24 protein-coding genes are annotated in these 22,651 nt (G+C 32.2%); 19 read left to right on the top strand and 5 right to left on the bottom strand.

What is annotated here, in order from left to right; translation table 11 throughout:
- Positions 1–12: 12 nt before the first annotated feature.
- The 4 genes from AMD28_RS03405 (at position 13) to AMD28_RS03390 (ending at position 5,640) form a co-directional block, all read left to right on the top strand.
- Positions 13–1,428, top strand: coding sequence for a hypothetical protein (locus AMD28_RS03405; protein ID WP_055442752.1), 1,416 nt, complete (start codon positions 13–15; stop codon positions 1,426–1,428).
- Positions 1,429–1,587: 159 nt separating this feature from the next.
- Positions 1,588–4,083 (top strand): TonB-dependent receptor, encoded by a 2,496-nt coding sequence (locus AMD28_RS03400; protein WP_055442751.1) that lies wholly within the window; start codon positions 1,588–1,590, stop codon positions 4,081–4,083.
- 11 nt (positions 4,084–4,094) lie between these two features.
- Positions 4,095–4,877: an alpha/beta fold hydrolase gene (locus AMD28_RS03395; RefSeq protein ID WP_055442750.1), complete on the top strand. Its 783-nt coding sequence runs from the start codon at positions 4,095–4,097 to the stop codon at positions 4,875–4,877.
- Entirely contained in the window at positions 4,870–5,640 is a 771-nt protein-coding gene (locus AMD28_RS03390) for a 3-hydroxybutyrate dehydrogenase (RefSeq protein ID WP_055442749.1), read from the top strand. The genes AMD28_RS03395 and AMD28_RS03390 overlap by 8 nt, the downstream gene beginning before the upstream one ends.
- A gap of 177 nt (positions 5,641–5,817) precedes the next feature.
- Here the strand turns inward: AMD28_RS03390 and AMD28_RS03385 are convergent, their stop codons facing one another.
- Both AMD28_RS03385 and ahcY read right to left on the bottom strand, forming a co-directional pair.
- A complete protein-coding gene (locus AMD28_RS03385; protein WP_055442748.1) occupies positions 5,818–6,282 on the bottom strand; it encodes a DUF1569 domain-containing protein in 465 nt (154 codons plus the stop codon).
- Between the two features lie 485 nt (positions 6,283–6,767).
- On the bottom strand, positions 6,768–8,084 hold the full coding sequence (ahcY, locus tag AMD28_RS03380; protein ID WP_055442747.1) for an adenosylhomocysteinase: 1,317 nt from the start codon (positions 8,082–8,084) through the stop codon (positions 6,768–6,770).
- A 133-nt stretch (positions 8,085–8,217) separates the two neighbouring features.
- On the opposite strand from ahcY, the gene AMD28_RS03375 reads away from it, so the two are divergent.
- From AMD28_RS03375 to AMD28_RS03330, 10 genes are all read left to right on the top strand, one after another.
- On the top strand, positions 8,218–8,847 hold the full coding sequence (locus AMD28_RS03375; protein WP_055442746.1) for a 4'-phosphopantetheinyl transferase family protein: 630 nt from the start codon (positions 8,218–8,220) through the stop codon (positions 8,845–8,847).
- An 86-nt stretch (positions 8,848–8,933) separates the two neighbouring features.
- Positions 8,934–9,659 (top strand): phosphoglycerol geranylgeranyltransferase, encoded by a 726-nt coding sequence (locus tag AMD28_RS03370; protein WP_055442745.1) that lies wholly within the window; start codon positions 8,934–8,936, stop codon positions 9,657–9,659.
- Positions 9,660–9,743: 84 nt separating this feature from the next.
- Complete coding sequence (locus AMD28_RS03365; RefSeq protein WP_055442744.1) at positions 9,744–10,004, top strand: hypothetical protein; 261 nt, start codon at positions 9,744–9,746, stop codon at positions 10,002–10,004.
- Entirely contained in the window at positions 9,988–10,620 is a 633-nt protein-coding gene (gene pnuC, locus AMD28_RS03360; RefSeq protein ID WP_055442743.1) for a nicotinamide riboside transporter PnuC, read from the top strand. The genes AMD28_RS03365 and pnuC overlap by 17 nt, the downstream gene beginning before the upstream one ends.
- Positions 10,581–11,171, top strand: coding sequence for an AAA family ATPase (locus tag AMD28_RS03355; protein ID WP_055442742.1), 591 nt, complete (start codon positions 10,581–10,583; stop codon positions 11,169–11,171). The genes pnuC and AMD28_RS03355 overlap by 40 nt, the downstream gene beginning before the upstream one ends.
- Positions 11,147–12,703, top strand: coding sequence for a DUF4301 family protein (locus tag AMD28_RS03350; RefSeq protein WP_055442741.1), 1,557 nt, complete (start codon positions 11,147–11,149; stop codon positions 12,701–12,703). The genes AMD28_RS03355 and AMD28_RS03350 overlap by 25 nt, the downstream gene beginning before the upstream one ends.
- Positions 12,703–13,110: an alternative ribosome rescue aminoacyl-tRNA hydrolase ArfB gene (gene arfB / locus AMD28_RS03345; RefSeq protein ID WP_055442740.1), complete on the top strand. Its 408-nt coding sequence runs from the start codon at positions 12,703–12,705 to the stop codon at positions 13,108–13,110. Before AMD28_RS03350 ends, arfB begins: the two co-directional genes overlap by 1 nt.
- Positions 13,111–13,392: 282 nt before the next feature.
- Complete coding sequence (locus AMD28_RS03340) at positions 13,393–15,576, top strand: TonB-dependent receptor (RefSeq protein WP_055442739.1); 2,184 nt, start codon at positions 13,393–13,395, stop codon at positions 15,574–15,576.
- A gap of 533 nt (positions 15,577–16,109) precedes the next feature.
- A complete protein-coding gene (locus AMD28_RS03335; RefSeq protein WP_055442738.1) occupies positions 16,110–16,532 on the top strand; it encodes a hypothetical protein in 423 nt (140 codons plus the stop codon).
- An 8-nt stretch (positions 16,533–16,540) separates the two neighbouring features.
- Positions 16,541–16,945 (top strand): RDD family protein, encoded by a 405-nt coding sequence (locus tag AMD28_RS03330; protein ID WP_055442737.1) that lies wholly within the window; start codon positions 16,541–16,543, stop codon positions 16,943–16,945.
- A gap of 146 nt (positions 16,946–17,091) precedes the next feature.
- On the opposite strand, the gene AMD28_RS03325 is transcribed toward AMD28_RS03330, so the two are convergent.
- Complete coding sequence (locus AMD28_RS03325; protein ID WP_055442736.1) at positions 17,092–17,526, bottom strand: Rieske (2Fe-2S) protein; 435 nt, start codon at positions 17,524–17,526, stop codon at positions 17,092–17,094.
- A gap of 258 nt (positions 17,527–17,784) precedes the next feature.
- Here AMD28_RS03325 and greA point away from each other — a divergent pair, with 258 nt between their 5' ends.
- Positions 17,785–18,258 (top strand): transcription elongation factor GreA, encoded by a 474-nt coding sequence (greA, locus tag AMD28_RS03320; RefSeq protein ID WP_055442735.1) that lies wholly within the window; start codon positions 17,785–17,787, stop codon positions 18,256–18,258.
- Positions 18,259–18,456: 198 nt separating this feature from the next.
- Positions 18,457–18,846, top strand: coding sequence for an HIT family protein (locus AMD28_RS03315; RefSeq protein ID WP_055442734.1), 390 nt, complete (start codon positions 18,457–18,459; stop codon positions 18,844–18,846).
- 60 nt (positions 18,847–18,906) lie between these two features.
- Here the strand turns inward: AMD28_RS03315 and AMD28_RS03310 are convergent, their stop codons facing one another.
- Positions 18,907–19,269 (bottom strand): hypothetical protein, encoded by a 363-nt coding sequence (locus AMD28_RS03310; protein WP_055442733.1) that lies wholly within the window; start codon positions 19,267–19,269, stop codon positions 18,907–18,909.
- A 2-nt stretch (positions 19,270–19,271) separates the two neighbouring features.
- Entirely contained in the window at positions 19,272–20,447 is a 1,176-nt protein-coding gene (locus AMD28_RS03305; protein ID WP_055442732.1) for a sensor histidine kinase, read from the bottom strand.
- A 159-nt stretch (positions 20,448–20,606) separates the two neighbouring features.
- Between AMD28_RS03305 and AMD28_RS03300 the strand changes: the two genes are divergently transcribed.
- The 3 genes from AMD28_RS03300 to aat all read left to right on the top strand — a co-directional run bounded on the left by AMD28_RS03300 (position 20,607) and on the right by aat (position 22,610).
- On the top strand, positions 20,607–21,461 hold the full coding sequence (locus AMD28_RS03300; RefSeq protein WP_055442731.1) for a flavin reductase family protein: 855 nt from the start codon (positions 20,607–20,609) through the stop codon (positions 21,459–21,461).
- A 45-nt stretch (positions 21,462–21,506) separates the two neighbouring features.
- Positions 21,507–21,884: a DUF3127 domain-containing protein gene (locus AMD28_RS03295; RefSeq protein WP_055442730.1), complete on the top strand. Its 378-nt coding sequence runs from the start codon at positions 21,507–21,509 to the stop codon at positions 21,882–21,884.
- Positions 21,885–21,983: 99 nt separating this feature from the next.
- Positions 21,984–22,610 (top strand): leucyl/phenylalanyl-tRNA--protein transferase, encoded by a 627-nt coding sequence (aat, locus tag AMD28_RS03290; RefSeq protein WP_055442729.1) that lies wholly within the window; start codon positions 21,984–21,986, stop codon positions 22,608–22,610.
- Positions 22,611–22,651 lie beyond the last annotated feature (41 nt).

The raw sequence follows: 22,651 nt of genomic DNA, 5'->3' as shown, positions 1-22,651 counted from the left end.
ATTTGGTGTTTAATGAAAACAAAGCTTAAAAAATTTACAGAATTTAGTAAAACCATACTGCCAAATGAAGCCAAATATCTGCAAACTAGATATCAGTTTACGGATGTAGAAAAACTTCAAATTATGGAGTTGATCATCTCTAATGCTTTATCTCAAAAGGCATTTGTAGATTTTGATACCACCATTAACAAACGTAAATATTCCTATATTAAAGATTGGATTGAAAAAAAATTAGCCAATATTGATGTAGATGCAACCATTGGTTGGTTAATGGCTTTAAAGCAAAAAATACTTACCGATGCCATTGCGTCTAGTGAAGAAAAAGAATTTCTACATTACATTGCAGGATACAAAAACATTGAATTTAATTTTCAGAATTTATACGACTTAGCTAAAGAATATAAGTCTTATTTGTTGGTTAGAATGCGCTATAAAGACCATCAAATAATAGCAGATTTCATTGAAACCTATAAAGAGAATTATGCAGAGGTTAAAGAAATTAACGAAAAACTCTACACAGCAACTACAGAAATCACCAATCAATATACGCTAAATAATAACGAGACAAAGCACTTGGAAACTTGGTTGCTCGCTGTTTTTAATGATAAAAATATAGATGGAAAAAACAGGTATCAAGCATTTGTTTTACTCGCTTTTATCTACACCAATTATAATGAAAATGATAAATTAAAAGTCATTTTCGACCAAATTGACTATTATTTTAGTCAAGGCGAAATGTATTCCAGACGTTTGCTTTCTAATTATTATGCAAGTCGTGTGTTGTTACATTCTAAACAAGACGAATTTGAAGAAGCAGAATTTTATGGGTATTTGTCTATCCGACAAAACAATAATGATACCCTGATGTATTTGAATAATTTGGTCGCTATTTTATTGCGAAATAACAGTCCGGAAAAAGCTTTTACATTATTAGATGCGTATCAAGAATGGTATAAAGAAACACATAATTATCATCAAAAAATAGGGTATTGTTCCTACCAAATTCGTGTATTATCCGAACTTCAAAAAAACGATCTTGCCGAAGCTACAGCGAAAACATTTTTAATAAAATATAAAAAAGAAGTGCTGAAACATCGTTGGCATCACTTTTTCACATCGTATATAAATGTTCTAGTAATACAAGAAAAGTACGAAGAAGTACTTAAGCTTGCTGCAAAATTCAATTTGATAGAAAAGGAAAGTGAACGACAAAAGCAAAGTAATTACGTGCCTAATATTTCTTGGAGTATATCGCTTTCAAGATATATGGAAGGAAAAATAAATTCTACGCGTTTGTTAGAGGAAATTAAAGCTCCAATTAAAGGGGTGCAGCCTACAAAAAATCAGAAACAATTGATGATAAAGGTGATAGATACGCTTTCAAATAATTTACCGGAAGCGTTTTTTAAACTAAAGTCATACATTTAAAATTTTGCTCTAAAACTCCCTTGTCTATGGGTTTTTTGGATGTATTTTTTTATTTTTTAATCCAAAGTCATACTTCTCATTGCTAATTTTTAGTACTGTTTATTTTCTTTTTCACAATAGATTGCCATCATAATCTAACTTAAAACATCATTTCTAATTATGAAAAAACTACTATTCTTATTAACCTTGATTAGCTCTCTGGTTATTAATGCGCAAGATTCAGGAAGCGTAAAAGGAACAATTACGGAAGCAAGTGGTATGCCGTTAGCTGGAGCAGCAGTATATATTAAAAGTTTGGACAAAGGAGGTGTTACCGATTTTGATGGTAATTTTACCATTGAAGATGTTGCAGAAGGTACACATACAGTATCTATATCTTATATTGGTTTTGAAACGCTAGAACAAAGTGTTTCGGTAACTGCTGGAAAAACAACACAATTAAACTCCCAATTAAAAGAATCTAATAGTGTTTTAGATGAAGTGGTTATAACCGCAGGAAAAAAACCGCAAAAAATTACAGATGTACCAGCTACAGTAAATGTAATTACCGCTAGAGATATTGAAGAGTTTCCTAGTTTTAATATTGGGGAATTAGCAGCAAGACAAAAAGGTGTTGATTTTGTTCGTAGTGGTGTTTTAGGAACTGGAATTAATATTAGAGGATTTAATTCTGCTTTTAATTCTAAAAATTTACAAGTAACAGATGATAGGCTATCTACATTAATTGCTACAGGATTACCAATGGGTTCTTTTTCTACGGTAACTAAAGATGATATCTCTAGAGTGGAAATATTATTAGGCCCAAACGGAACACTGTACGGACCAAATGCACACAACGGATTAGTAAGTACGATTACTAAAAACCCTAGACAGTCGGAAGGAACAACATTTGCAGTAGGAGCTGGAAACCAAAACGTGGTAACAGCAAGATTAAGACATGCACAAGTACTGAATGATAAATTTGCTTATAAATTTCATTTTGAAAGATCGCAAGGAACAGAATTTGATTACGCAGATAGTGTGTATGTTGGAACAACAGCATATAAAGAATTAGATCTTGATCGTGATTTTGACTCGCAAAAATATGGTGCTTCTTTATTTTATAAGCCAACAAAAAGTTCGGAAATATCTGGATATTACGGACATAGTAATAGCAATAATATAGGTATTACAAGTGCAGGGCGTAACCAAATAAAAGATTGGAGTATCGATGTTGCTCAAGTAAAGTTTGTTTCTAAAAACTTTTTCGCAAATACATATTATACCTGGAGTAAGACCGATAAAACCTACGCTATGAATCAGCGTACACAAAATTATGTGTCGTTTGTAGAAAATGGTTTTTCAGAAGAAGAAGCTCGTGAGCGTTCTTATGCTGAGCAATGGTTACAAACAGGTGCTAATTTTGGTGATGGTTTTGCTTTGCAACGTGGTGCGCTTTTTAAAGATGCTTCCAAACGTTTTAATGCCGAAGCACAATACAATAATAACTGGAATAAATTCTATTTAACTTTAGGTGCGCAATATCAATTAGATATGGCAGATTCTGAAGGTACGTATCTTTTAGATGAAGGCGGAATTGATTTAGATCAAACAGGAGTGTACACACAAATGGAATATAAATTACCAGATTCTGGTTGGGGATTTTTGTTAGGAGGAAGAATAGATAATCACGAATTATACGGTTCTAACTTTATTCCAAAAGCAGCTATTACTAAAAAAGTAAAAAGCGGAACTTTCAGAATAACGTATGGTAAAGGTATTGCTGTTCCTTCTATTTTAAATCTTAAAGGAAACCTATTTGGTGGACTAGTTTTAGGAAATGGAGAAGGGTTTACGTTAACCGATGGTACAAAAATCGAAAAGTTAGATGTAGAGACTATTAATTCTTATGAAATAGGGTACAAAGGAAAACTTACCGAAAAATTATTTATAGATACTAATGCGTATTACAACCAATCGGATAACTTTATTAGTCCGTTGCGTAATATTGCAGATGCAGCAAATGGTAATAATGTAACTCATGTTGGTGACCAACCAATTGGTGATGTTGTAGATGGTTCTACAGGAGCTTTTGTATTGACGTACTTAAATTTTGGTCATGTAGATACCTACGGACTAGATGTAGGGTTAAACTATTACTTTAATGATAATTTTAGAACCTCTGTAAACTATTCTTATTTTGATAGAGATCTAGATAAAAATGATTTGGATAATGATGGGAATTTAGACGGACAAGTTTTAGAAAGTGAATTGCCAATTAATACACCTAACCACAAGTTTAGTGTTGGTCTTCATTACGGAAAAGGTAAATTCTATGGTGCGCTCTTCGGGAGATATGTGCAGAAATATGATTTCTTCTCCGGTATTAATGTAGCAGCAGAAACACAAGATCAAGATGGAGATGGTATCAATGAAATTGTTGAAAACGCTCAGGTAGGAAGAACTTGGAACTACGGACAATTAGGTGGTTTCTCAGTAGATGCAAATGCAGGATATAACTTTAATGATAACCTATCACTTGGTTTAAGTATTACCAACTTATTTAATGCTAAAAATAGAGAGTTTGTAGCTTCTCCAATTATTGAAACATTAGTTTCTTTCGAGTTGAAGTACAAGGTGAACTTCTTTAAAAAGAAACCAGCAACTATTAACTAAGCTTCCAAATCATGCCAAAAATACAAGTTAATGATATAGAACTTGATTATGAAGATTATGGAAAAGGAGATGTACTTCTGTTACTTCATGGTTTAGGATCCACAAAAAAAGATTGGGACGGTCAAGTCCCTTTCTTTTCTAAAAAATATCGAGTTATTGCCTTAGATTTTAGAGGTCACGGAGATTCTACAAAACCATTAGATGCTTATGGTGTAGAATTAATGACCGAAGATGTAAAGCAGTTATTAGATAAACTAGCGATTAAAAAAGCAACTTTTGTTGGTTTTTCTATGGGTGGCGCTGTAGCTTTTGAAATGGCTGCAAGACATCCAGAATACTTAGATAATCTAGTGATTGTAAATAGTGGTCCCGATTTTAACGATATGGGAAAAACGGGTGAAGACTTATTAAAGAGTCGAACAGCATTTTTAAAAACAAAAGGTGTAGAACCATTAGCCAAAGAAATTTCATTTAATATGTTTCCAGAAGCACATCAAATAGATATGCGAAACCAATTTGAAGCACGTTGCAAAAAGAATGATTACAATGCGTACTTCAAATCATTTGTAACCTTAATGGATTGGGGATTAGGAGATAGAATAAAAGACATAAATACAAGAACTTTAGTGGTAGCATCCGATATGGATTATACGCCAGTTGCCTTTAAGCAAGCTTATGTAGATACATTACAAAACGCTTCCTTGGTGGTTATTGAAAATTCTAGACATGGTGTTGTTATCGATCAGCCAGAAGCTTTTAATGTCGCACTTGAAAAATTTTTAGAAGATGAATAAAATCGTTCTTATTACAGGGAGTACCAGTGGAATTGGTTTAGGAATAGCAAATCAATTTGCGAAAGAAGGATATGCTATTATGTTTCATGGTTTAGAAAAAAATGGCGCAGAAATCGCAAAGGAAGTTGGTGAGAAATATAAGGTGAAAGTGGCTTTTTCTAATGCAAATTTATTGCAAGCGGAAGCTATTGAAGGTTTAGTAGAGGAAACTATAAAGACCTTTGGAGCGTTGCATGTATTAGTCAATAATGCCGGAATTCAATTTGTTTCGCCTATAGAAGATTTTCCAAATAGTACATACGAAAATATTATAGCCATAAATATGAATGCTGTTTTTTACGCTTCTAAAGCGGTTTGGAAACAGATGAAAAAACAAAAGTTTGGTAGAATAATAAATGTCTCTTCGGTGCATGGCATTCGAGCATCTGAGTTTAAATCGGCTTATGTCACCGCAAAACATGGTGTTATTGGTATGACCAAAGTCTTGGCTTTAGAAGGCGCACCTTTTAATATTACCTGTAACGCTATTTGTCCGGGTTATGTAAAAACACCTTTGGTGATCGGACAAATAAAAGATCAAGCCAAAGCACATAATATGACCGAAGAGGAGGTTGTAGAAAAAGTGATGCTTAAAAAGCAAGCGGTAAAACAATTTGTACCTCTAGAAGCAATTGCGAATATGGCAATATTGCTGGCAAAAGATAGCTCCACAACCATAACAGGTTCCTCCTTTGTTTTAGATGGAGGTTGGAGTGCACAATAATTTTTGATTAGTTGGTGAAAATGCTTTTCTGGAAACAGAAAGGCATTTTTTTTTGTTTCTGAAAAGCTTATCGTAAAGAGCTCCTTCCTTTAGCTAAAGGAAGGTGGGTTTTTGTGAAATAAAAACTCGGAAGGTTTGTCATAAAATAGCGAAGCGCATTTTAGGATACATTAGCTTCTATTTCTTCATAATATCCTCCATAATTTTCAAGTGATGTGTCGTGTGAAGCACCAAAAAGGTATAGATTCTTTTTTTGTTTACATGTCCGAATAAAGGATGTTTAAAATAAGCGTTCTTGTCTAAGGCAGCTATACTATTGATATTTGTTTTTGCCTCTTGTAATTGGCTTATAAGGTCTTCTTTTAAAACCACTTCAGGTGGCGTAACATACTTTGGTGCTTTTGCTTTTCCTCTAGGAAAAAAACCAAGTGTGAAGAATAGTTTTCCTAAAAAACTAAAATTGTTTTTAAAAGTATTTGGATCTGATTTTTGAGTAGAAATAACAACGGCATTAATTATTTTGAGACTGTGATCTATATGCCAAGCGATATCACCTTTGGATATTTTAGGATTAGAAATACTATGGTTTTCTATATGCGATTCTAATCTGTTAAGTGCTAGGCTTGCCTTTTCTAAACTCATGGTTTTTATATTTAAAAAGGAAAGGTACTTATTTAAAAACGAAAAGAGTAAAACTATTTGTTTGCGTATTTTGTTTTTTTGGTAACCGGTTAGTGTTTAACTAGCTCCTTCCTTTAGCTAAAGGAAGGTGGGGTTTTAGGAATTAAAAACTCGGAAGGTTTGTCTAAAAATAAACGAAGTGCATTTTGCTTTCATTTACCAAAGGAGCGATTGCTTCGTTTCTAGCAATGACCGTAAATGGCTAGCCCGCAATAGCAATTGATGCGGCATCCTTTTTTTGAGGCACGAAAAAAAAGATATAGCGGAAAGTGCGGTTGGTTTTGGTTTTTTCTACCAAAAACAAATTGCCCAACTTCTCGATACATCCCGATAAAAATCGGGACACTCGAAGTGACAATAAAAAAAAATCCCAAACACGAATGCTTGGGATTTTAGTATAATTTAGTTTCAATTAATGAGATTCCCACTTTCGTGGGAATGACAGATTAATATCTGTAGTGTTCTGGCTTGTATGGACCTTCTACCGTTACACCAATGTATTCTGCTTGGTAAGGTTTAAGTTCTGTAAGCTCTACACCAATTTTAGCTAAGTGTAATTTTGCTACTTTTTCGTCTAAAACTTTTGGTAACATGTATACATCGTTTCCGTATGCTTCTTTGTTTGTCCAAAGTTCAATTTGTGCTAAAGTTTGGTTTGTAAAGGAGTTACTCATTACAAAACTTGGGTGACCTGTTGCACAACCTAAGTTTACTAAACGACCTTCGGCAAGTAAAATAATGTCTTTTCCGTCAATAACGTATTTGTCTACTTGAGGTTTGATTGTATCTTTAGTATGACCATGCTTTTCGTTTAACCATCCTACTTGGATTTCGTTATCAAAGTGACCAATATTTGCAACAATAACTTTGTCTTTCATTGCTTCAAAATGCTCCGCACGTACAATATCTTTATTTCCTGTAGTGGTGATAATAATATCTGAATTACCAACAACCGTTTCTAATTTCTTTACTTCAAAACCATCCATTGCAGCTTGTAAAGCACAAATTGGATCGATTTCAGTAACGGTTACAATACTTCCTGCACCTTTAAAAGAAGCAGCAGTACCTTTACCAACATCACCATAACCACAAACAGTTACACGTTTTCCAGCTAGCATGATATCTGTTGCACGACGAATTGCATCTACTGCAGATTCTTTACAACCGTATTTATTATCAAATTTAGATTTAGTAACAGAATCGTTAACGTTAATTGCCGGCATTGGTAATGTACCGTTTTTAACACGCTCGTATAATCTGTGAACTCCAGTTGTAGTCTCTTCAGATAAACCGTTAATTCCTGCAGCTAATTCTGGGTATTTGTCTAAAACCATGTTGGTTAAATCACCACCATCATCTAAAATCATGTTTAATGGCTTTCTGTCTTCACCAAAAAATAAGGTTTGTTCAATACACCAATCAAATTCTTCTTCTGTCATATCTTTCCAAGCGTACACAGCAGTTCCAGCTTCTGCAACAGCAGCGGCAGCTTGATCTTGTGTAGAGAAAATGTTACAAGAACTCCAAGTAACTTCTGCTCCAAGAGCTTGTAAAGTTTCAATTAAAACAGCAGTTTGAATAGTCATGTGTAAACATCCTGCAATACGTGCTCCTTTTAATGGTTGCGTGTTTTTGTACTCTTCACGTAAACTCATTAGTCCAGGCATTTCTGCTTCAGCTAAATCCATTTCTTTTCTTCCCCAAGCCGCAAGCGACATATCTTTTACCTTATTAGGTACGTAAGCAACAGTTTTTGTACTCATATTATTTTTTATCTTGTTTTAAAATTGCACTTGCCTTTGGCTTTATGGCTTAAATAACTAAATTCGCTATATAAAAATTTGCCGAATCCGCCTTAGACGATGCAAAGATAATCAATAACTTTTAGAATATTAAATGCCTATTTATAAAACTCTTACACCAAACTCACAAACTACTGTTAAAATCTGGAAGATTACAGAGTCTTATGAAGATTTACTAGCGCCAATTACCTTGAATCCAGAAAGCATGAAACGTGTTTTAGGGATGAAAAGTGAATTGCACAGACGTGGCTTTTTAAGTGTGCGTCATTTACTTGCGGCTTTTGGTTATACCGATGCCGATTTAGTTTATGACCAGAACGGAAAACCACATTTAAAAGATGGTAAACATATTTCTATTACGCATTCGTTTACGTTCTCGGCAGTGGTAGTTAGTGATACGGTTGTTGGTATTGATGTAGAAAAACAACGCGAAAAGATTGGTGTGATTGCGCATAAATTTTTAGATTATGAAAATGTGTATTTAGATAAGGAGGCAACAGATTATATCCAGAAACTAACCGTTATTTGGTGTATTAAGGAATCTTTATATAAATTGTTTGCTACTCCAGGATTGAGTTTTTTACAGCATACATTGGTCATTCCGTTTAGCATTGAAGAAGGTGCTACTATAGCTTGGATTGATTACGAAGAAAAAAAACATAGATACCAAACTACATTTTTTGAGTTTGAAGGATTTACTTGTGCTTATGCTTTACCAGCTTAATATTTTTTAGAGCAAAGAAAATAGACTAAAGATAAGATGACCTATTAAGAGAAATAAAAAGAAAAACATTTGTGTATTCCTAGGTGATGAAAAGTATTTATAAAAACATATTACAGTCTATTGAAAAAGGGGAAAAGCTTTTAGCAGTTTTAATAGATCCGGATAAAACAAAACCAGAAGGTTTAGACGGTTTTATGCAAAAATTAAACAGCTCGGTTGCTACACATATTTTTGTTGGTGGAAGTACTGTAGAAGCATTTGCAACAGAAAACCTTGTTTTAGCATTAAAAAAACATACCAACTTACCAATCATATTATTTCCAGGAGATGTATCGCAAATTACCAATCATGCAAACGCTATATTGTATTTGTCTTTGTTGTCCGGTAGAAATCCGGAATATTTAATAGGAAAACACGTAGCCTCGGTTTCTAAATTAAGAAATAGTAGTTTAGAAGTGATTCCAACGGGTTATTTGCTAATCGAAAACGGAAAAGAAACAGCGGTACAACGCGTAACGCAAACAATGCCAATGCCAATTAATAAGGTACAAGCTATTGTAGATACCGCAAAAGCAGGAGAGTTACTTGGTATGCAACTTATCTATTTAGAAGCGGGAAGTGGCGCAGAAAAAGCAATTCCTTCGTCTATTATTTGTGCCGTAAAAGAGGAGTTAAAAATCCCTGTTATTGTTGGTGGCGGCATACGAAGTAAAGAACAATTAGATACAGCGTACCAAGCTGGAGCAGATTTGGTAGTTATTGGTACTGCTTTTGAAGAGGATGAAACATTCTTTAAAGAGTTGAAAAAATAAAAAATAGTTCCCGACAGCGTGAAATAGAAGTCGGTATAAAATTAATGTTTAATAAAAAAACGCCCATTATTATGGGAAATAAATATGGAAATATCTGTAGACTTAACGCTTTCTCCTTTACAGGATGATTATGAAAAACATGTTATTAATTTTATAAAAGCATTACGAAACTCCCCATTTAAGGTTTTAGAGAATCCGTTAAGCACCCAAATATTTGGAGATTATGATACGTTGATGCCTTTTTTAAATAAAGAAATAAAACGTTCTTTTGAAGAGGTAGGTATTTCTGTACTAACAATGAAAGTGGTTAAAACAAATAGAAGCGACTATGAACCTCATTTTTGATTTTTTATTCGGTCAATATTCAGACTACCAAACACTAGATGTTGTATTAGAGATTGTTGCCGTTATTTTTGGGTTTCTTTCGGTATGGTTTTCTAGAAAAAACAATATTTTAGTTTTTCCAACAGGAATGATAAGTACCTGCATTTTTGTGTATTTATTGTTAAAATGGGGACTTTTAGGAGATATGATGATTAACGCTTATTACTTTATTATGAGTGTTTATGGTTGGTATATTTGGACACGTAAAGTGGACGCGAGTCATGTAACACAAATTTCTAGAACGACCAAAAAGGAAAAAAAAATAAGCGTAGCCATCTTTTTAGCAACACTAGTTTTTGTTTTTAGTATTTATAAAACATTTGATAAATGGAACGGCTGGGTTGCTTATGTAGATACCATAACTACAGCGATATTTTTTGTTGGTATGTGGCTTATGGCTAAGCGTAAAATAGAAAACTGGATTTACTGGATTATTGGTGATATCATTTCTATTCCTTTGTATTTTTATAAAGGATTTACCTTTACCAGTTTTCAGTATTTAGGATTTACATTTATAGCAATTTTAGGATATTTAGCATGGAAGAAAAGCTTAGACAACAACCAAGTGACTGTGTAAAAGTAGTGCTTTTTGGTCCTGAATCTACAGGAAAAACAACCTTGTCAAAAGAATTGGCGCGTCATTATAATTCGGTTTGGACACCAGAATTCGCTAGAGAATACCTGCAAGATAAATGGAATGAAGAACGTAAGACTTGTGAGCCAAAAGACTTGTTGCCAATTGCTATAGGACAAATGAAATTAGAGAATGATTTGGCTAAAAAAACCAATTCTGTTTTAATTTGTGATACCGATTTATTAGAAACCAAAGTGTATTCAGAAACGTATTATTCAGGGGTTTGTGATCCTTATCTTGAAAAATATGCGTTAGAAAATAAATATGATGTATACTTTTTAACGTATATTGACACGCCTTGGGAAGCAGATGATTTACGAGATAAACCAGAAGAACGTTTAAGTATGTTTCAAGCTTTTCAAGAGACTTTAATAAAGTATAATAGACCTTATGTTTTGCTCAAAGGAGATAAGAAAACGCGTTTGGAGATAGCTGTAAAACATATAGATGAATTGTTAAAAAGAAAGAAGTGGAATTTACAGAAAAAGATATAAAACAAATAGCATCTAAAAACTTAACTGTTGATAAAGTTAATGCGCAAATACAACTTTTTAAAACAGGAGTTCCGTTTGTGAATTTAAAAGATGCTGCAAATATTGGCAATGGTATTTTAAAGTTTTCTGAAACAGAAAAAAACCAAGCCATTAAGTTTTTTGAAAATAAAAGAAACGAAAAAGCAATCCTAAAGTTTGTTCCAGCTTCTGGAGCAGCCACAAGAATGTTTAAATTTTTGTTTCAATTTATACAAGAATATGATGCCAATCACGAAAGTGTAAATTCATATATCAATAGAAATAAAGCTTCCGAGTTGTCTTTGTTTTTAGTAGGTGTTGAAAAACTTCCTTTTTATGATCAAGCGCTTTCTAAAGTAAATGAGTTAATTCCGAATTTTAATTCCCTTTCTCAGGATGAAAAAAAATTAGAATTTATTAAAATCATTTTAGAAACAGATAAGCTTAATTATGGTTTCTACCCAAAAGGACTGCTTCCTTTTCATCAATATAAAGATCATGTTTCCACAGCTTTTGAAGAGCATTTGTTTGAAGCAGCACTTTATGCATCTTCTAATAATGAAGCCGAATTACACTTTACTATTTCAGAAAAACACAAAAATATTTTTGATGCGGAATTTAAACGTATTGAAGAAATTGTGGAGGCAAAAACGAAGACTAAATTCAATATTTCATTTTCTTACCAATGCCAATCTACAGATACCATTGCAGTAACACCAAAAAATGAAGCTTTTAGAGAAGATAATGGTAAATTACTGTTTAGACCTTCTGGTCATGGCGCACTTTTAAATAATCTAAATCAATTAGATGCCGATGTTATTTTTATTAAAAACATAGATAATGTTGTAGTTTCTAAATACGAAAATGAAGTTGCAGAATCTAAGAAAATGTTGGGTGGTTTGTTAATTGAATTGCAAGAAAAAGCGTTTGCTTATTTACATAAACTGGAAGAAAATGACCTTTCGGAAAAAGAACTCATAACCATTGCCGAATTTTTAAAAACCAAGTTGCATGTTGTTATTAATATAGAATTTGAAAAATATTCAAAAACCTATCAAATAGAATATTTAAGAGAAAAATTAAATAGACCAATTCGCGTTTGCGGGATGGTGAAAAATGAAGGAGAACCAGGAGGAGGGCCATTTTGGATTAAAGGCGAAAGCGGAAACATTTCATTGCAAATTGTAGAGTCTGCTCAAATTGATAAAAAGAATAAATCACAAAAAAGAATATTAAAAAATGCAACACATTTTAATCCTGTAGATCTTGTTTGCGGTATTAAAAATTATAAAGGAGAAAAGTTTGATCTTAATAAATATGTTGATCCAAAAACAGCATTTATTACCATGAAAACAAAAACAGGAAAAGACTTAAAAGCTTTAGAGCTTCCTGGACTTTGGAATGGATCTATGGCGCATTGGAACACCATTTTTGTAGAAGTTCCATTAATTACTTTTAATCCTGTGAAAACGGTTACAGACTTATTAAAAGCGACACATCAAATTAACGAGTAATGTTTAGTGAAAAGCAGTTAATTAGCGAGTTAAATTATAAAGCAATACGAAGTTCTGGAGCAGGAGGGCAACATGTAAATAAAGTGTCTTCAAAAATAGAATTAACCTTTAATTTAGAAGCTTCTCAGGCTTTTAACGAAGAACAAAAAGAGCGTTTAAAAAGCAAATTGCATTCCAGGCTTACCAAAGAAAATGTTCTCCTTCTACAATGTGGCGAAAGTAGAAGTCAGCATAAGAATAAACAAATAGCTATAAAAAGATTTCTTCAAATGATCGCGGAAGGTTTGATCGTGCCTAAAAAGCGAAAACCAACTAAAATTCCTAGAGCAGTAAAAATAAAACGCTTAAAATCAAAACGTTCTAATTCGGAAAAGAAAGCCAATAGAAAAAAACCAAACATCGATTAAAAAATTATGGATTATTGCTTGTTAATTATTCATTCTTAATTACATTTGCAGCGTTCTCAAAAAAGGGGTGCTTTTTAGAGTTAGTAATCATTTCGATTTTTAACTTATAACGGCTGAGATCATACCCATTGAACCTAGAACAGGTAATGCTGTTTAGGAAAATCGTAACACAAATTTGTGTTACTGTGTCATGCTGAGCTTGTCGAAGCATCTCACAAAATAAATCAATTAATAACTAAAGAATAATTACCTCTTTTTATTCGATTATAAAACATAATCGTAATGAAAAACCTATTTCTTTTTTTAACACTTTTAGTGTTAACCGTCTGTGCAAACGCACAAGAAAAACCACAAGACTCTACAAAACTAGAACAACTAGATGAAGTCTTAATTAAAGCCGTTCGCGTAAACGCAACTTCACCAATTACCCACACCAACGTAAGTAAAGAAGATCTTGAAAAGCGAAATTTAGGACAAGACATTCCTGTTTTGTTAAACTTCTTACCGTCTGTAGTTACAACCACAGATGCTGGAGCAGGAGTTGGTTATACTTACATTCGTGTTCGTGGAATTAATGCACAATCTACCAATATTACGCTAAATGGTATTCCGTATAACGATTCCGAATCGTTGGGAACTTTTTGGGTAAACCTTGGTGATTTCGCTTCCTCTGTAGAAAGTCTGCAGTTGCAACGTGGTGTTGGTACATCTACCAATGGTTCTGGTGCTTTTGGAGCAAGTATTAATGTGCTTACAGATGCAGTTTCAGAAGTTGCAAATGGCGAAATTTCTAATTCCTTCGGAAGCTATAATACTAGAAAGCACAACGTGAAGTTTAGTACAGGAAAACTAAATAATCATTTTGAAATCGCTGGGCGTTTATCGCAAATAAAATCCGATGGTTATATCGATAGAGCAAGCTCTGATTTAAAATCGTATTTCTTACAAGGTGCTTATGTAGATGATAATCGTTTAATAAAAGCAATCACGTTTAGTGGTCACGAAGTTACCTATCAATCTTGGAATGGTTTGGAAGATTTAGATCTTTTAAAAGACGATAGAACGTTTAACACTGCAGGAATGTATACTGACGAAGCTGGTAATACGCGTTTTCATAAAAATGAAGAAGACAACTACCAACAAGATCATTACCAATTGCATTATACAGAAAGAATAAACAATAATTGGTCTACTAATTTAAGTTTAAACTATACGCATGGTAATGGTTATTTTGAGCAATACAAAGAAGATCAAGATTTTGAAGATTATGATTTAGAGGAAATAACTGTTGGTAGTGAAACTATTAATTCTACAGATTTAATAAGAAGACGTTGGTTAGACAATGATTTCTATGTGGTAAATGCGAATGCTAATTTTAAGAAAAATAAACTAGATATGATCTTTGGAGGATCGTATAGTAGTTATGATGGAGATCATTTTGGTGAAATCATTTGGGCAAGAAATGCAAGTTCTAGCGAAATAAATGATACGTATTATGATGGAAACGGAAAGAAAGAAGACCTAAGTTTCTTTACAAAAGCAACCGTTAAATTAAATGATAAGCTTAGTCTTTTTGGAGATTTACAAATGCGCTTAGTGGATTACAAAACTACAGGATTAACATCAGATAGAGTTGCTTTAAGAGTAGATGAGAGTTATAGTTTTTTCAATCCGAAAGCAGGAATTACTTATGAGTTAAATACCAATAACAACATTTATTTTTCTTATGCTAGAGCAAATAGAGAACCAAACAGAGATGATTTTGAAAACAACGAAACCGTTAAGCCAGAACAGTTAAATGATTTTGAATTGGGTTTCAGACACCAATCAGAAGTGTTTAGTATCAACACCAACTTGTATTATATGCTGTACAATGAACAGTTAATTTTAACAGGAGATAGAGATAATGTTGGTAACCCAATACGTACCAATAGTGGGGAAAGTTATCGATTAGGTTTAGAAATTGAAGCTGCAGTAAAGCCTTTAGAATGGTTAACTATTCAGCCTGCAATAACAGTGAGTTCTAATAAAAATAAAAGCACGGTGGTTTCAAGAGATGGTGGTTTAACCGATTTAGGAAAAACAAACATTTCCTTTTCTCCAGAAGTAGTGCTGTCTAATGCATTAATGTTTAACCCAGTAAACAATCTTAATTTTTCTTTGTTAACGAAGTATGTTGGTGAGCAATTTATGGGAAACACAGATAGTGCGGCATCTAAATTAGATAGTTATTTTGTAAATGATTTTAATGTGTCTTATAAAATAGATACCAAAGCATTTGTGAAATCCATTACTTTTTCTGCTTTAGTGAATAATATTTTTAATGAAAAATATATATCTAACGGTTATTATTATACCTATGATGATACTTGGTCTGCTCCGGATGTAACGACAACAATAGAAGGAACAGGATATTATCCGCAAGCAACTAGAAATTTTTTAGTAGGTGCTACGCTGAAATTTTAAAACCTAAGATTATAAATTGTTATTCTGAATTGTTTCAGAAACTATAAAAAAAAACTCTCCAACATACATGTTGGAGATTTTTTTAGTTATACCTATTCATTTAAAAGTTATGTAATAAAAAACGGATGGTTTATTCTAGGCAAAAAAAAGCCATTCTAATTAAAGAATGGCTTTCCAATTAATCAACACTTATAATCAATTAATTTATTCCCAAGTCTAAGATACAAAATATATAGAATATTTTCTATATAAAATTAGTTTTTTTATTTTTTTATTATTAGGTTTGATCAGTCAATGCTATAAAAGAGTTGTTTAGAAGTCACTCTTGAAAAATATTGACCTAAGTTCGAACAATAATGACTTGCGCAAGTTTTATTATTATCTAAGAATTAATTATTCTAAAAAGACTTCTAATTAAAAGGCTTCTAAAATTTAAGACTTCTAAAAAAAAATGTTTAATCAACCAGTTATACTATAAAAAAACTGGTTTAAAATTTTAGAATTATGAAAAATATTAATAAACCATTTGTTCTTTGTATATTAACTTTATTTTTTTTAATATAAGTTATGGGCAAGAAGAATTAGATAATAAAAAAGCATTTAGCACAACAGATTTATCATTTCTTGCAGCTGATAAAAATCAAGATTCAAAAATTGCAATTTGGCCATGGAATGGATGCAAGGAGTTTAGTATCACATTAACAACTGGTGTTGGAATTGAAATTGAATTCTCTATAATTAATTGTTGTGTTCGAGGAGTGTGTATTTATGCAGGGAAACAAAATCCTTTGAAGAATGTACTTGGAAAAGAGCTGCCAAAGCAGATACAAATTAAGAATTCTTCAGAAGTGCTGCATGAAAACTATGTCATAAAAGTAAAAGATGGGTTATACAATATAGATGTGAAAACTGGAGAAATTCTAGATTTAGAGTATATTGTTTTACCTAAATTATAATCAGAACTATGAAGGATATTTATTTAAAGAGATTTTTGGCATTTTTGATTGATTTTGTTATTGTAAGTTTTATTTATAAAATACTTGATGATATGCTTTCGCTATCATTTGAAATAACGGAATTAACTTTATTTGAAACCAAAATAAAGCTGAGTTTTAGTTTTATGATTTTATCGTTTTATTTTTATATGATATTGTTTGATGTTTTTAATAAAGGGATAACGTTTGGGAAAATGATTTTTAATTTATCTATAGATAATACTACTGATACTAATCTTCAAGTAGTAGATTTATTAAAAAGATCATTGTTAAAAATAATCAGCATAATTATTTTGCCAATATCTATTCTTTTGTATCTATTTAAAAATAAGTATCTCTTACAAGATAAATACTCTCCTTTAAAAGTTGTTTAAATAGAAAAGTACTAAATGAATAATTTAGTACTTTTTGCTTAAAAAAGGATTATGCAATTGTTGAAGTTCTTTGTAATTTGTTGGTTGAAATAAATGAATGGACTAGTTTATATAAGAGAAGCTTTTTTCAAGCTTTAAAACTTTCCCTAATTATTATAGATTCTCAGGACGTCCCCATTTTTTTCAACAAAATATGGTTTTAAAGTACAGCCTAAATTTTCTGTTAAAGGTAATCCAGTATTAAGATCGTATTTGTTTTCATCTTCACAATTACAGGTCACAGTAGTTCCTTGTAATGTCATAATAGAACAGGATTGTAATTGGTGACTAGGATCTGCATTGTCCCAAGCAACATAGTTGTTTCCTATAGTTTTCATAACAACAACACCACCATTACCAACACCTTCTGCATCTATTAGAACTGGAAATTGTGTTTGGTTAAGATTCGGTTGAAAACTTAAATAGACAAGATAATTTACATTTACATCAATTAAAAAATTACAATTGGAATTATCGTTATCACTTTTACTACAAGCAAGTAGTAAAAAGCTTGTTGCTACTGTTAAAATCAGCTTTTTCATCAGGTGTTTTTTTTTGTTTAGCAAGGTACAAAAAATGTACTTTGAATTAAATATTTTGTATCTTTCCTCAAGGCATTTTAATTTTTAAAATACTTGTCAGAGGTAAAGTTCTTTTAAGTACAATTTTCAATATGTAATTAAAAATTTTGTACTTTTGTAGTACAATCTCGTGTATGCGAGATTTTTTTATGCTGAACTCTTAAACAGCGCATTGTCTAAGATTATTTCAGCATCTTTTATTTAATAAACGAAGAAGTTATGAGTAAAGTATCTTATTATACAGCAGAAGGATTAAAAAGATTAAGAGCAGAGCTTAAACAACTTAAAGATGTTGAGCGCGTAAAGGCTTCTAGAGCAATTGCTGAAGCTCGAGATAAAGGAGATTTAAGTGAGAATGCAGAATATGATGCAGCAAAAGAAGCACAGGGTATGCTAGAAATGCGTATTTCTAAATTAGAAGATCAGCTTGCTGGTGCTCGTGTTATTGATGAGTCTCAAATGGATAATTCTAAAATCTTGGTGCTTTCTAAAGTGAAAATAAAAAACCAAACCAATGGTATGGAAATGCTATATACTTTGGTTGCAGATGGTGAAGCAGATTTAGCTTCAGGTAAAATATCTGTGAACTCACCAATTGGTAAAGGCTTGTTAGGTAAAGCTGTTGGTGATGTTGCCGAAATACAAGTGCCTAGTGGTATTATGAAGTTTGATATTATTGAAATTTCTAGATAAATCATCGTGTGAAATTTGTCTAAGAAATAATGTCATTTCGACCAAAGTGGAGAAGTCTATATTCTTAATTTACTAGATTTTTTGACTACGCTCAAAATGACAGTAAGGCATAACAAAACATGAAGATTCCTATTTAAAACTGAAAAACGATTCGGTTTTAAATAGGAATTTTTATATTTACAGATATAACCTTTTTTTATGGCTTCTATATTTACAAAAATTGTTCAAGGCGAAATACCTTGTTATAAGGTTGCGGAAACCGAAGATTTTTTAGCGTTTTTAGATGTAAATCCCAATGCTAAAGGACATACACTTTGTATTCCTAAAAAGGAAGTCGACAAAATCTTTGATTTGGATGAAGAAACCTACACGGCTTTAATGCAATTTTCGCGTAAAGTAGCTATTGCTTTAGAGAAAGCGGTAGCTTGTAAACGCGTTGGTGTTTCTGTAATTGGTTTAGAAGTGCCTCATGTACATGTGCATTTAATTCCTTTAAATACTATGGAAGACGCACGATTTATGCAAAAAGAAAAATTATCTACCCAAGAGTTTCAGGATATAGCAAAAGCAATTCAGTCTTACTTGTAACACCAATTTAATTGGCATTATTTTTTTGTTCAGATAAAATAGAAAATCAAAGTATATGCGTTATTTTACAGGTAAATAGGTGTAGTATACTGCTAGTAAAATTCCCGAAATAACAAACACACTACAAAGTGCAATAAGTAACCAGGCTTTATTCTTTAGTTTGGTAGAAGCTTTTTTAGGTACAAATGCTTTTTGTTGATACGCAAAAACACGCTCAATATCTTCGGTCCACATCACAGGAAAAATATCGGTATCACAGGTTTTACAATATATTGCTTGTGCCGTTTGGTTGGTAATAGATTTATAAAGTGATGTTTCGGTAAATTTTTGCTTAAAGGTTAATTCTAAACCATTGGTATTGTAGCATTCCGGACAATTATTAATTAAGTCGACTTCTTTTATTGTAATCCATTTTTCGTCCATATTTAAATGCTCTTTAATGCAATTTGCATGGTTGTTCCTTTTCCTATTTCCGATTGTAGCACTTTAATTTTACCATCATGAAATTCTTCAATAATACGCTTTGCTAGAGAAAGACCTAAACCCCAACCTCTTTTTTTTGTAGTGTAACCAGGTTCAAAAACATCTTTAAATTGATTTTTTGCTAATCCTTTTCCAGAATCTGTAATATTTATACTGATGTTGTTTTCTAATTGTAAAATTTCAATTTTAAGTTTTCCTTTTCCTTTCATCGCATCAATACCATTTTTTACTAGGTTCTCAATAGTCCAACTATATAACTGTTTGTTTAAATTTACGAAAATTTTGTTTTCTGGCACAATTATCTCAAAATCAATTAGTTTAGAGAGTCTGGTTTTTAAATAATCTGTAGTTGCTAAGGTTTCGGCAACAATATCTGTTCTCTCTAATTTTGGTAAAGAACCTATTTTGCTAAAACGCTCTGTGATGGTTTGTAACCTGCTAATATCTTTTTCAATTTCTTTAATATATTCTGGATTAACCTTTTCTATTTTTAAAATTTCGGCCCAACCAATTAGCGAAGATAACGGTGTGCCAATTTGATGCGCTGTTTCTTTAGCCATTCCTGACCATAATTTATTTTCGATTGCTGTTTTATTACTTCGGTAAAAAAAGTAAACTACTGCAGCAAATAAAATAATTATTAATAATAAAGCTAAAGGGTAATATTTTAGTTTGTTTAATAATGGCGAGTTTCCGTAGTAAAGAATTTGACCTTCATAATTTACATCTACAGGTACATTTTCAGCACTAAATTGTGTGATTAAATTTTTTACATTTTTTATAACAAAAAGGGAATCCGATTTTTTCCCTTGTCCGATATTATTAAAAGTAACGATAGCAGAATCTTTATCCACAACAATCATTGGTGTTGTGTTATTGCTACTTAAAATTTTCAGTGTTAAGTCTAAATTAGAGGACGCATTTTCGTCTGTTGAAAGTTCGCTCACTACTTTTAAAAATTCATTTTGAGCAAAAGACCAGTTTTCCATTTTAACACGTTCTTCTGCTTTAAATTTCTGGAAGAAAACATACGTGTTCCATAAAATAAGGGAAATAATAGCAAAAGACGCAATTATAATAACCCATCGGATAAGATTTCTGTTTTTTGGAAAAACCATAGTGTAGTTTGAAAATATTTTAAATAGTCTACCCGAAGTTGTTTCAGGATCTAAATTTTAAATATAATGCAATTCTGTTAATATTATTGTGTAGTTGTTAGTAAATAGGTTTTTTGTTGCGCGTCAAAAGGCTTATTTTTGTATAAATTATACTATATCATGTTATCATTTAAACCAAAAGAGCTTACAACAGGAAAACTGCATGGGTATTTATTAAGTGCCGTTGCACCAAGACCTATTGCTTTTGCTAGTACTATAGATGCAGCTGGTAATCCTAATTTATCGCCTTTTAGTTTTTTTAATGTGTTTAGTGCAAATCCGCCAATATTAATATTTTCGCCAGCACGAAGAGTGCGAGACAATACTATAAAGCATACGCTTAAAAATGCCGAAGCTACAAAAGAAGTAGTCATTAATGTAGTGAATTATGATTTAGTTCAGCAAATGTCTTTAAGTAGTACAGATTATCCTGAAGGAGTAAATGAGTTTGAAAAATCAGGATTAACCATGTTGCCATCAGATATTGTAAAACCGTTTCGTGTAGCAGAATCTCCAATACAATTGGAATGTAAAGTAAATGAAATTGTAAAATTAGGAACCGAAGGTGGCGCTGGAAACTTAGTGATTTGCGAAGTAGTAAAACTACATATCTCTGAAGCTGTTTTAAACGAAGACCAATCTATTAATCAAGAACTTTTAGATTTGGTAGCAAGAGCAGGAGGAAGCTATTATAGTCGTGCAAAAACTGGTTTTTTCGAAATTCCTAAACCGCTTTCTACCTTAGGAATAGGTGTAGATAATTTACCGGATGCAATTAAAAATAGTACCATATTAACAGGGAACGATTTAGGTATGTTGGGAAATGTTGAAAACTTACCCGAAGAAAAAAGCGTTCAGGCTTTTAAAAGCGAACATAATTTAAGTTCTTTATCAACTGAAATAAAACACCAAAAAGCAAAAAACTTTTTAAGTTTTAATGATGTAGAAAGTGCATGGAAAATGTTATTATCGTAACTTAGCGATATCAAATTAGACGAATATTTAATAATTATATAGAAGATGGAAGTACAAGGAAAAGTAAAAATGATTGGAGAAACTCAAACTTTTGGAAGTAATGGGTTTAGAAAAAGAGAATTAGTAGTAACAACAGATGAGCAATATCCGCAACATATATTAGTTGAGTTTGTGCAAGATAAAACAGATCTTTTAAACAACTACCAAGCAGGTCAAGCTGTTAAAGTAAACATTAATTTAAGAGGAAGAGAATGGGTTAATCCACAAGGAGAAACTAAATATTTCAACTCTATTCAAGGTTGGAGAATTGAAGCAGCACAAGCAGCAAGTGCTTCTGGTGAAATGCCTCCAGTACCACCAGCAGATGCTTTTGAACCAGCAGCAAATGTAAACGAAGAAGATCACGACGATTTACCTTTTTAATCCGTGAAAAATTGTCACAATGAGCACTATTAAAGTGTTCTTGTTGAAATAAACAGAACCTCAATGGCAAATGTCATTGAGGTTTTTTATTTTTATCCCATGTACGTATTAGATCAAAATATAATATTTCCAAAGGTTGAGGAAGCAGATGATGAAGGCTTGCTAGCTATTGGTGGTGATTTAAGTGTAGAACGACTTTTATTAGCGTATAAAACTGGCATATTCCCTTGGTTTAATGAAGGTGATCCAGTTTTATGGTGGTCTCCAGATCCTAGATTTGTATTGTTTCCTAAAAAATTGAAAGTTTCTAAAAGCATGAAACAAGTGCTTAAAAAATCAGATTTTACGGTTACTGTAAATCAGGATTTTATGGGTGTTATTAAAGCTTGTTCTCTTGCAAAACGCGATGGGCAATCGGGAACATGGATAACAGATGCTATGGTGCAAGCCTATATTAAACTACACGAATTAGGATACGCGAAATCGGTGGAGGTTTGGCAAGAAGAAGAACTCGTTGCCGGATTGTATGGTTTAGATTTAAACAATGGTGTTTTTTGCGGAGAAAGCATGTTTACCAATGTTAGTAATGCAAGTAAAGTGGCTTTTATAACCTTCATACAAAACACCAATTATAAATTGATAGATTGCCAAGTATATACCAGTCACCTAGAAAGCCTTGGTGCAGAAGATATTTCTAGAGACGATTTCTTGTCGTTCTTAAAATGATAATAATCATTTTTTATTCAAACTAATTTTATGAACTTAGA

Source organism: Lacinutrix himadriensis (assembly GCF_001418105.1).
Taxonomy (GTDB): Bacteria; Bacteroidota; Bacteroidia; order Flavobacteriales; family Flavobacteriaceae; genus Oceanihabitans; species Oceanihabitans himadriense.
This window is presented reverse-complemented; position numbering and strand designations above follow the sequence as displayed.

What these genes read in the sequence shown, in the direction of transcription:
- AMD28_RS03405 (WP_055442752.1), top strand. Translation starts at nt 13, where the DNA reads ATGAAAACAAAGCTTAAAAAATTTACAGAATTTAGTAAAACCATACTG.
- AMD28_RS03400 (WP_055442751.1), top strand. Translation starts at nt 1,588, where the DNA reads ATGAAAAAACTACTATTCTTATTAACCTTGATTAGCTCTCTGGTTATT.
- AMD28_RS03395 (WP_055442750.1), top strand. Translation starts at nt 4,095, where the DNA reads ATGCCAAAAATACAAGTTAATGATATAGAACTTGATTATGAAGATTAT.
- AMD28_RS03390 (WP_055442749.1), top strand. Translation starts at nt 4,870, where the DNA reads ATGAATAAAATCGTTCTTATTACAGGGAGTACCAGTGGAATTGGTTTA.
- AMD28_RS03385 (WP_055442748.1), bottom strand. Translation starts at nt 6,282, where the DNA reads ATGAGTTTAGAAAAGGCAAGCCTAGCACTTAACAGATTAGAATCGCAT.
- ahcY (WP_055442747.1), bottom strand. Translation starts at nt 8,084, where the DNA reads ATGAGTACAAAAACTGTTGCTTACGTACCTAATAAGGTAAAAGATATG.
- AMD28_RS03375 (WP_055442746.1), top strand. Translation starts at nt 8,218, where the DNA reads ATGCCTATTTATAAAACTCTTACACCAAACTCACAAACTACTGTTAAA.
- AMD28_RS03370 (WP_055442745.1), top strand. Translation starts at nt 8,934, where the DNA reads ATGAAAAGTATTTATAAAAACATATTACAGTCTATTGAAAAAGGGGAA.
- AMD28_RS03365 (WP_055442744.1), top strand. Translation starts at nt 9,744, where the DNA reads ATGGAAATATCTGTAGACTTAACGCTTTCTCCTTTACAGGATGATTAT.
- pnuC (WP_055442743.1), top strand. Translation starts at nt 9,988, where the DNA reads ATGAACCTCATTTTTGATTTTTTATTCGGTCAATATTCAGACTACCAA.
- AMD28_RS03355 (WP_055442742.1), top strand. Translation starts at nt 10,581, where the DNA reads ATGGAAGAAAAGCTTAGACAACAACCAAGTGACTGTGTAAAAGTAGTG.
- arfB (WP_055442740.1), top strand. Translation starts at nt 12,703, where the DNA reads ATGTTTAGTGAAAAGCAGTTAATTAGCGAGTTAAATTATAAAGCAATA.
- AMD28_RS03340 (WP_055442739.1), top strand. Translation starts at nt 13,393, where the DNA reads ATGAAAAACCTATTTCTTTTTTTAACACTTTTAGTGTTAACCGTCTGT.
- AMD28_RS03330 (WP_055442737.1), top strand. Translation starts at nt 16,541, where the DNA reads ATGAAGGATATTTATTTAAAGAGATTTTTGGCATTTTTGATTGATTTT.
- AMD28_RS03325 (WP_055442736.1), bottom strand. Translation starts at nt 17,526, where the DNA reads ATGAAAAAGCTGATTTTAACAGTAGCAACAAGCTTTTTACTACTTGCT.
- greA (WP_055442735.1), top strand. Translation starts at nt 17,785, where the DNA reads ATGAGTAAAGTATCTTATTATACAGCAGAAGGATTAAAAAGATTAAGA.
- AMD28_RS03315 (WP_055442734.1), top strand. Translation starts at nt 18,457, where the DNA reads ATGGCTTCTATATTTACAAAAATTGTTCAAGGCGAAATACCTTGTTAT.
- AMD28_RS03310 (WP_055442733.1), bottom strand. Translation starts at nt 19,269, where the DNA reads ATGGACGAAAAATGGATTACAATAAAAGAAGTCGACTTAATTAATAAT.
- AMD28_RS03305 (WP_055442732.1), bottom strand. Translation starts at nt 20,447, where the DNA reads ATGGTTTTTCCAAAAAACAGAAATCTTATCCGATGGGTTATTATAATT.
- AMD28_RS03300 (WP_055442731.1), top strand. Translation starts at nt 20,607, where the DNA reads ATGTTATCATTTAAACCAAAAGAGCTTACAACAGGAAAACTGCATGGG.
- AMD28_RS03295 (WP_055442730.1), top strand. Translation starts at nt 21,507, where the DNA reads ATGGAAGTACAAGGAAAAGTAAAAATGATTGGAGAAACTCAAACTTTT.
- aat (WP_055442729.1), top strand. Translation starts at nt 21,984, where the DNA reads ATGTACGTATTAGATCAAAATATAATATTTCCAAAGGTTGAGGAAGCA.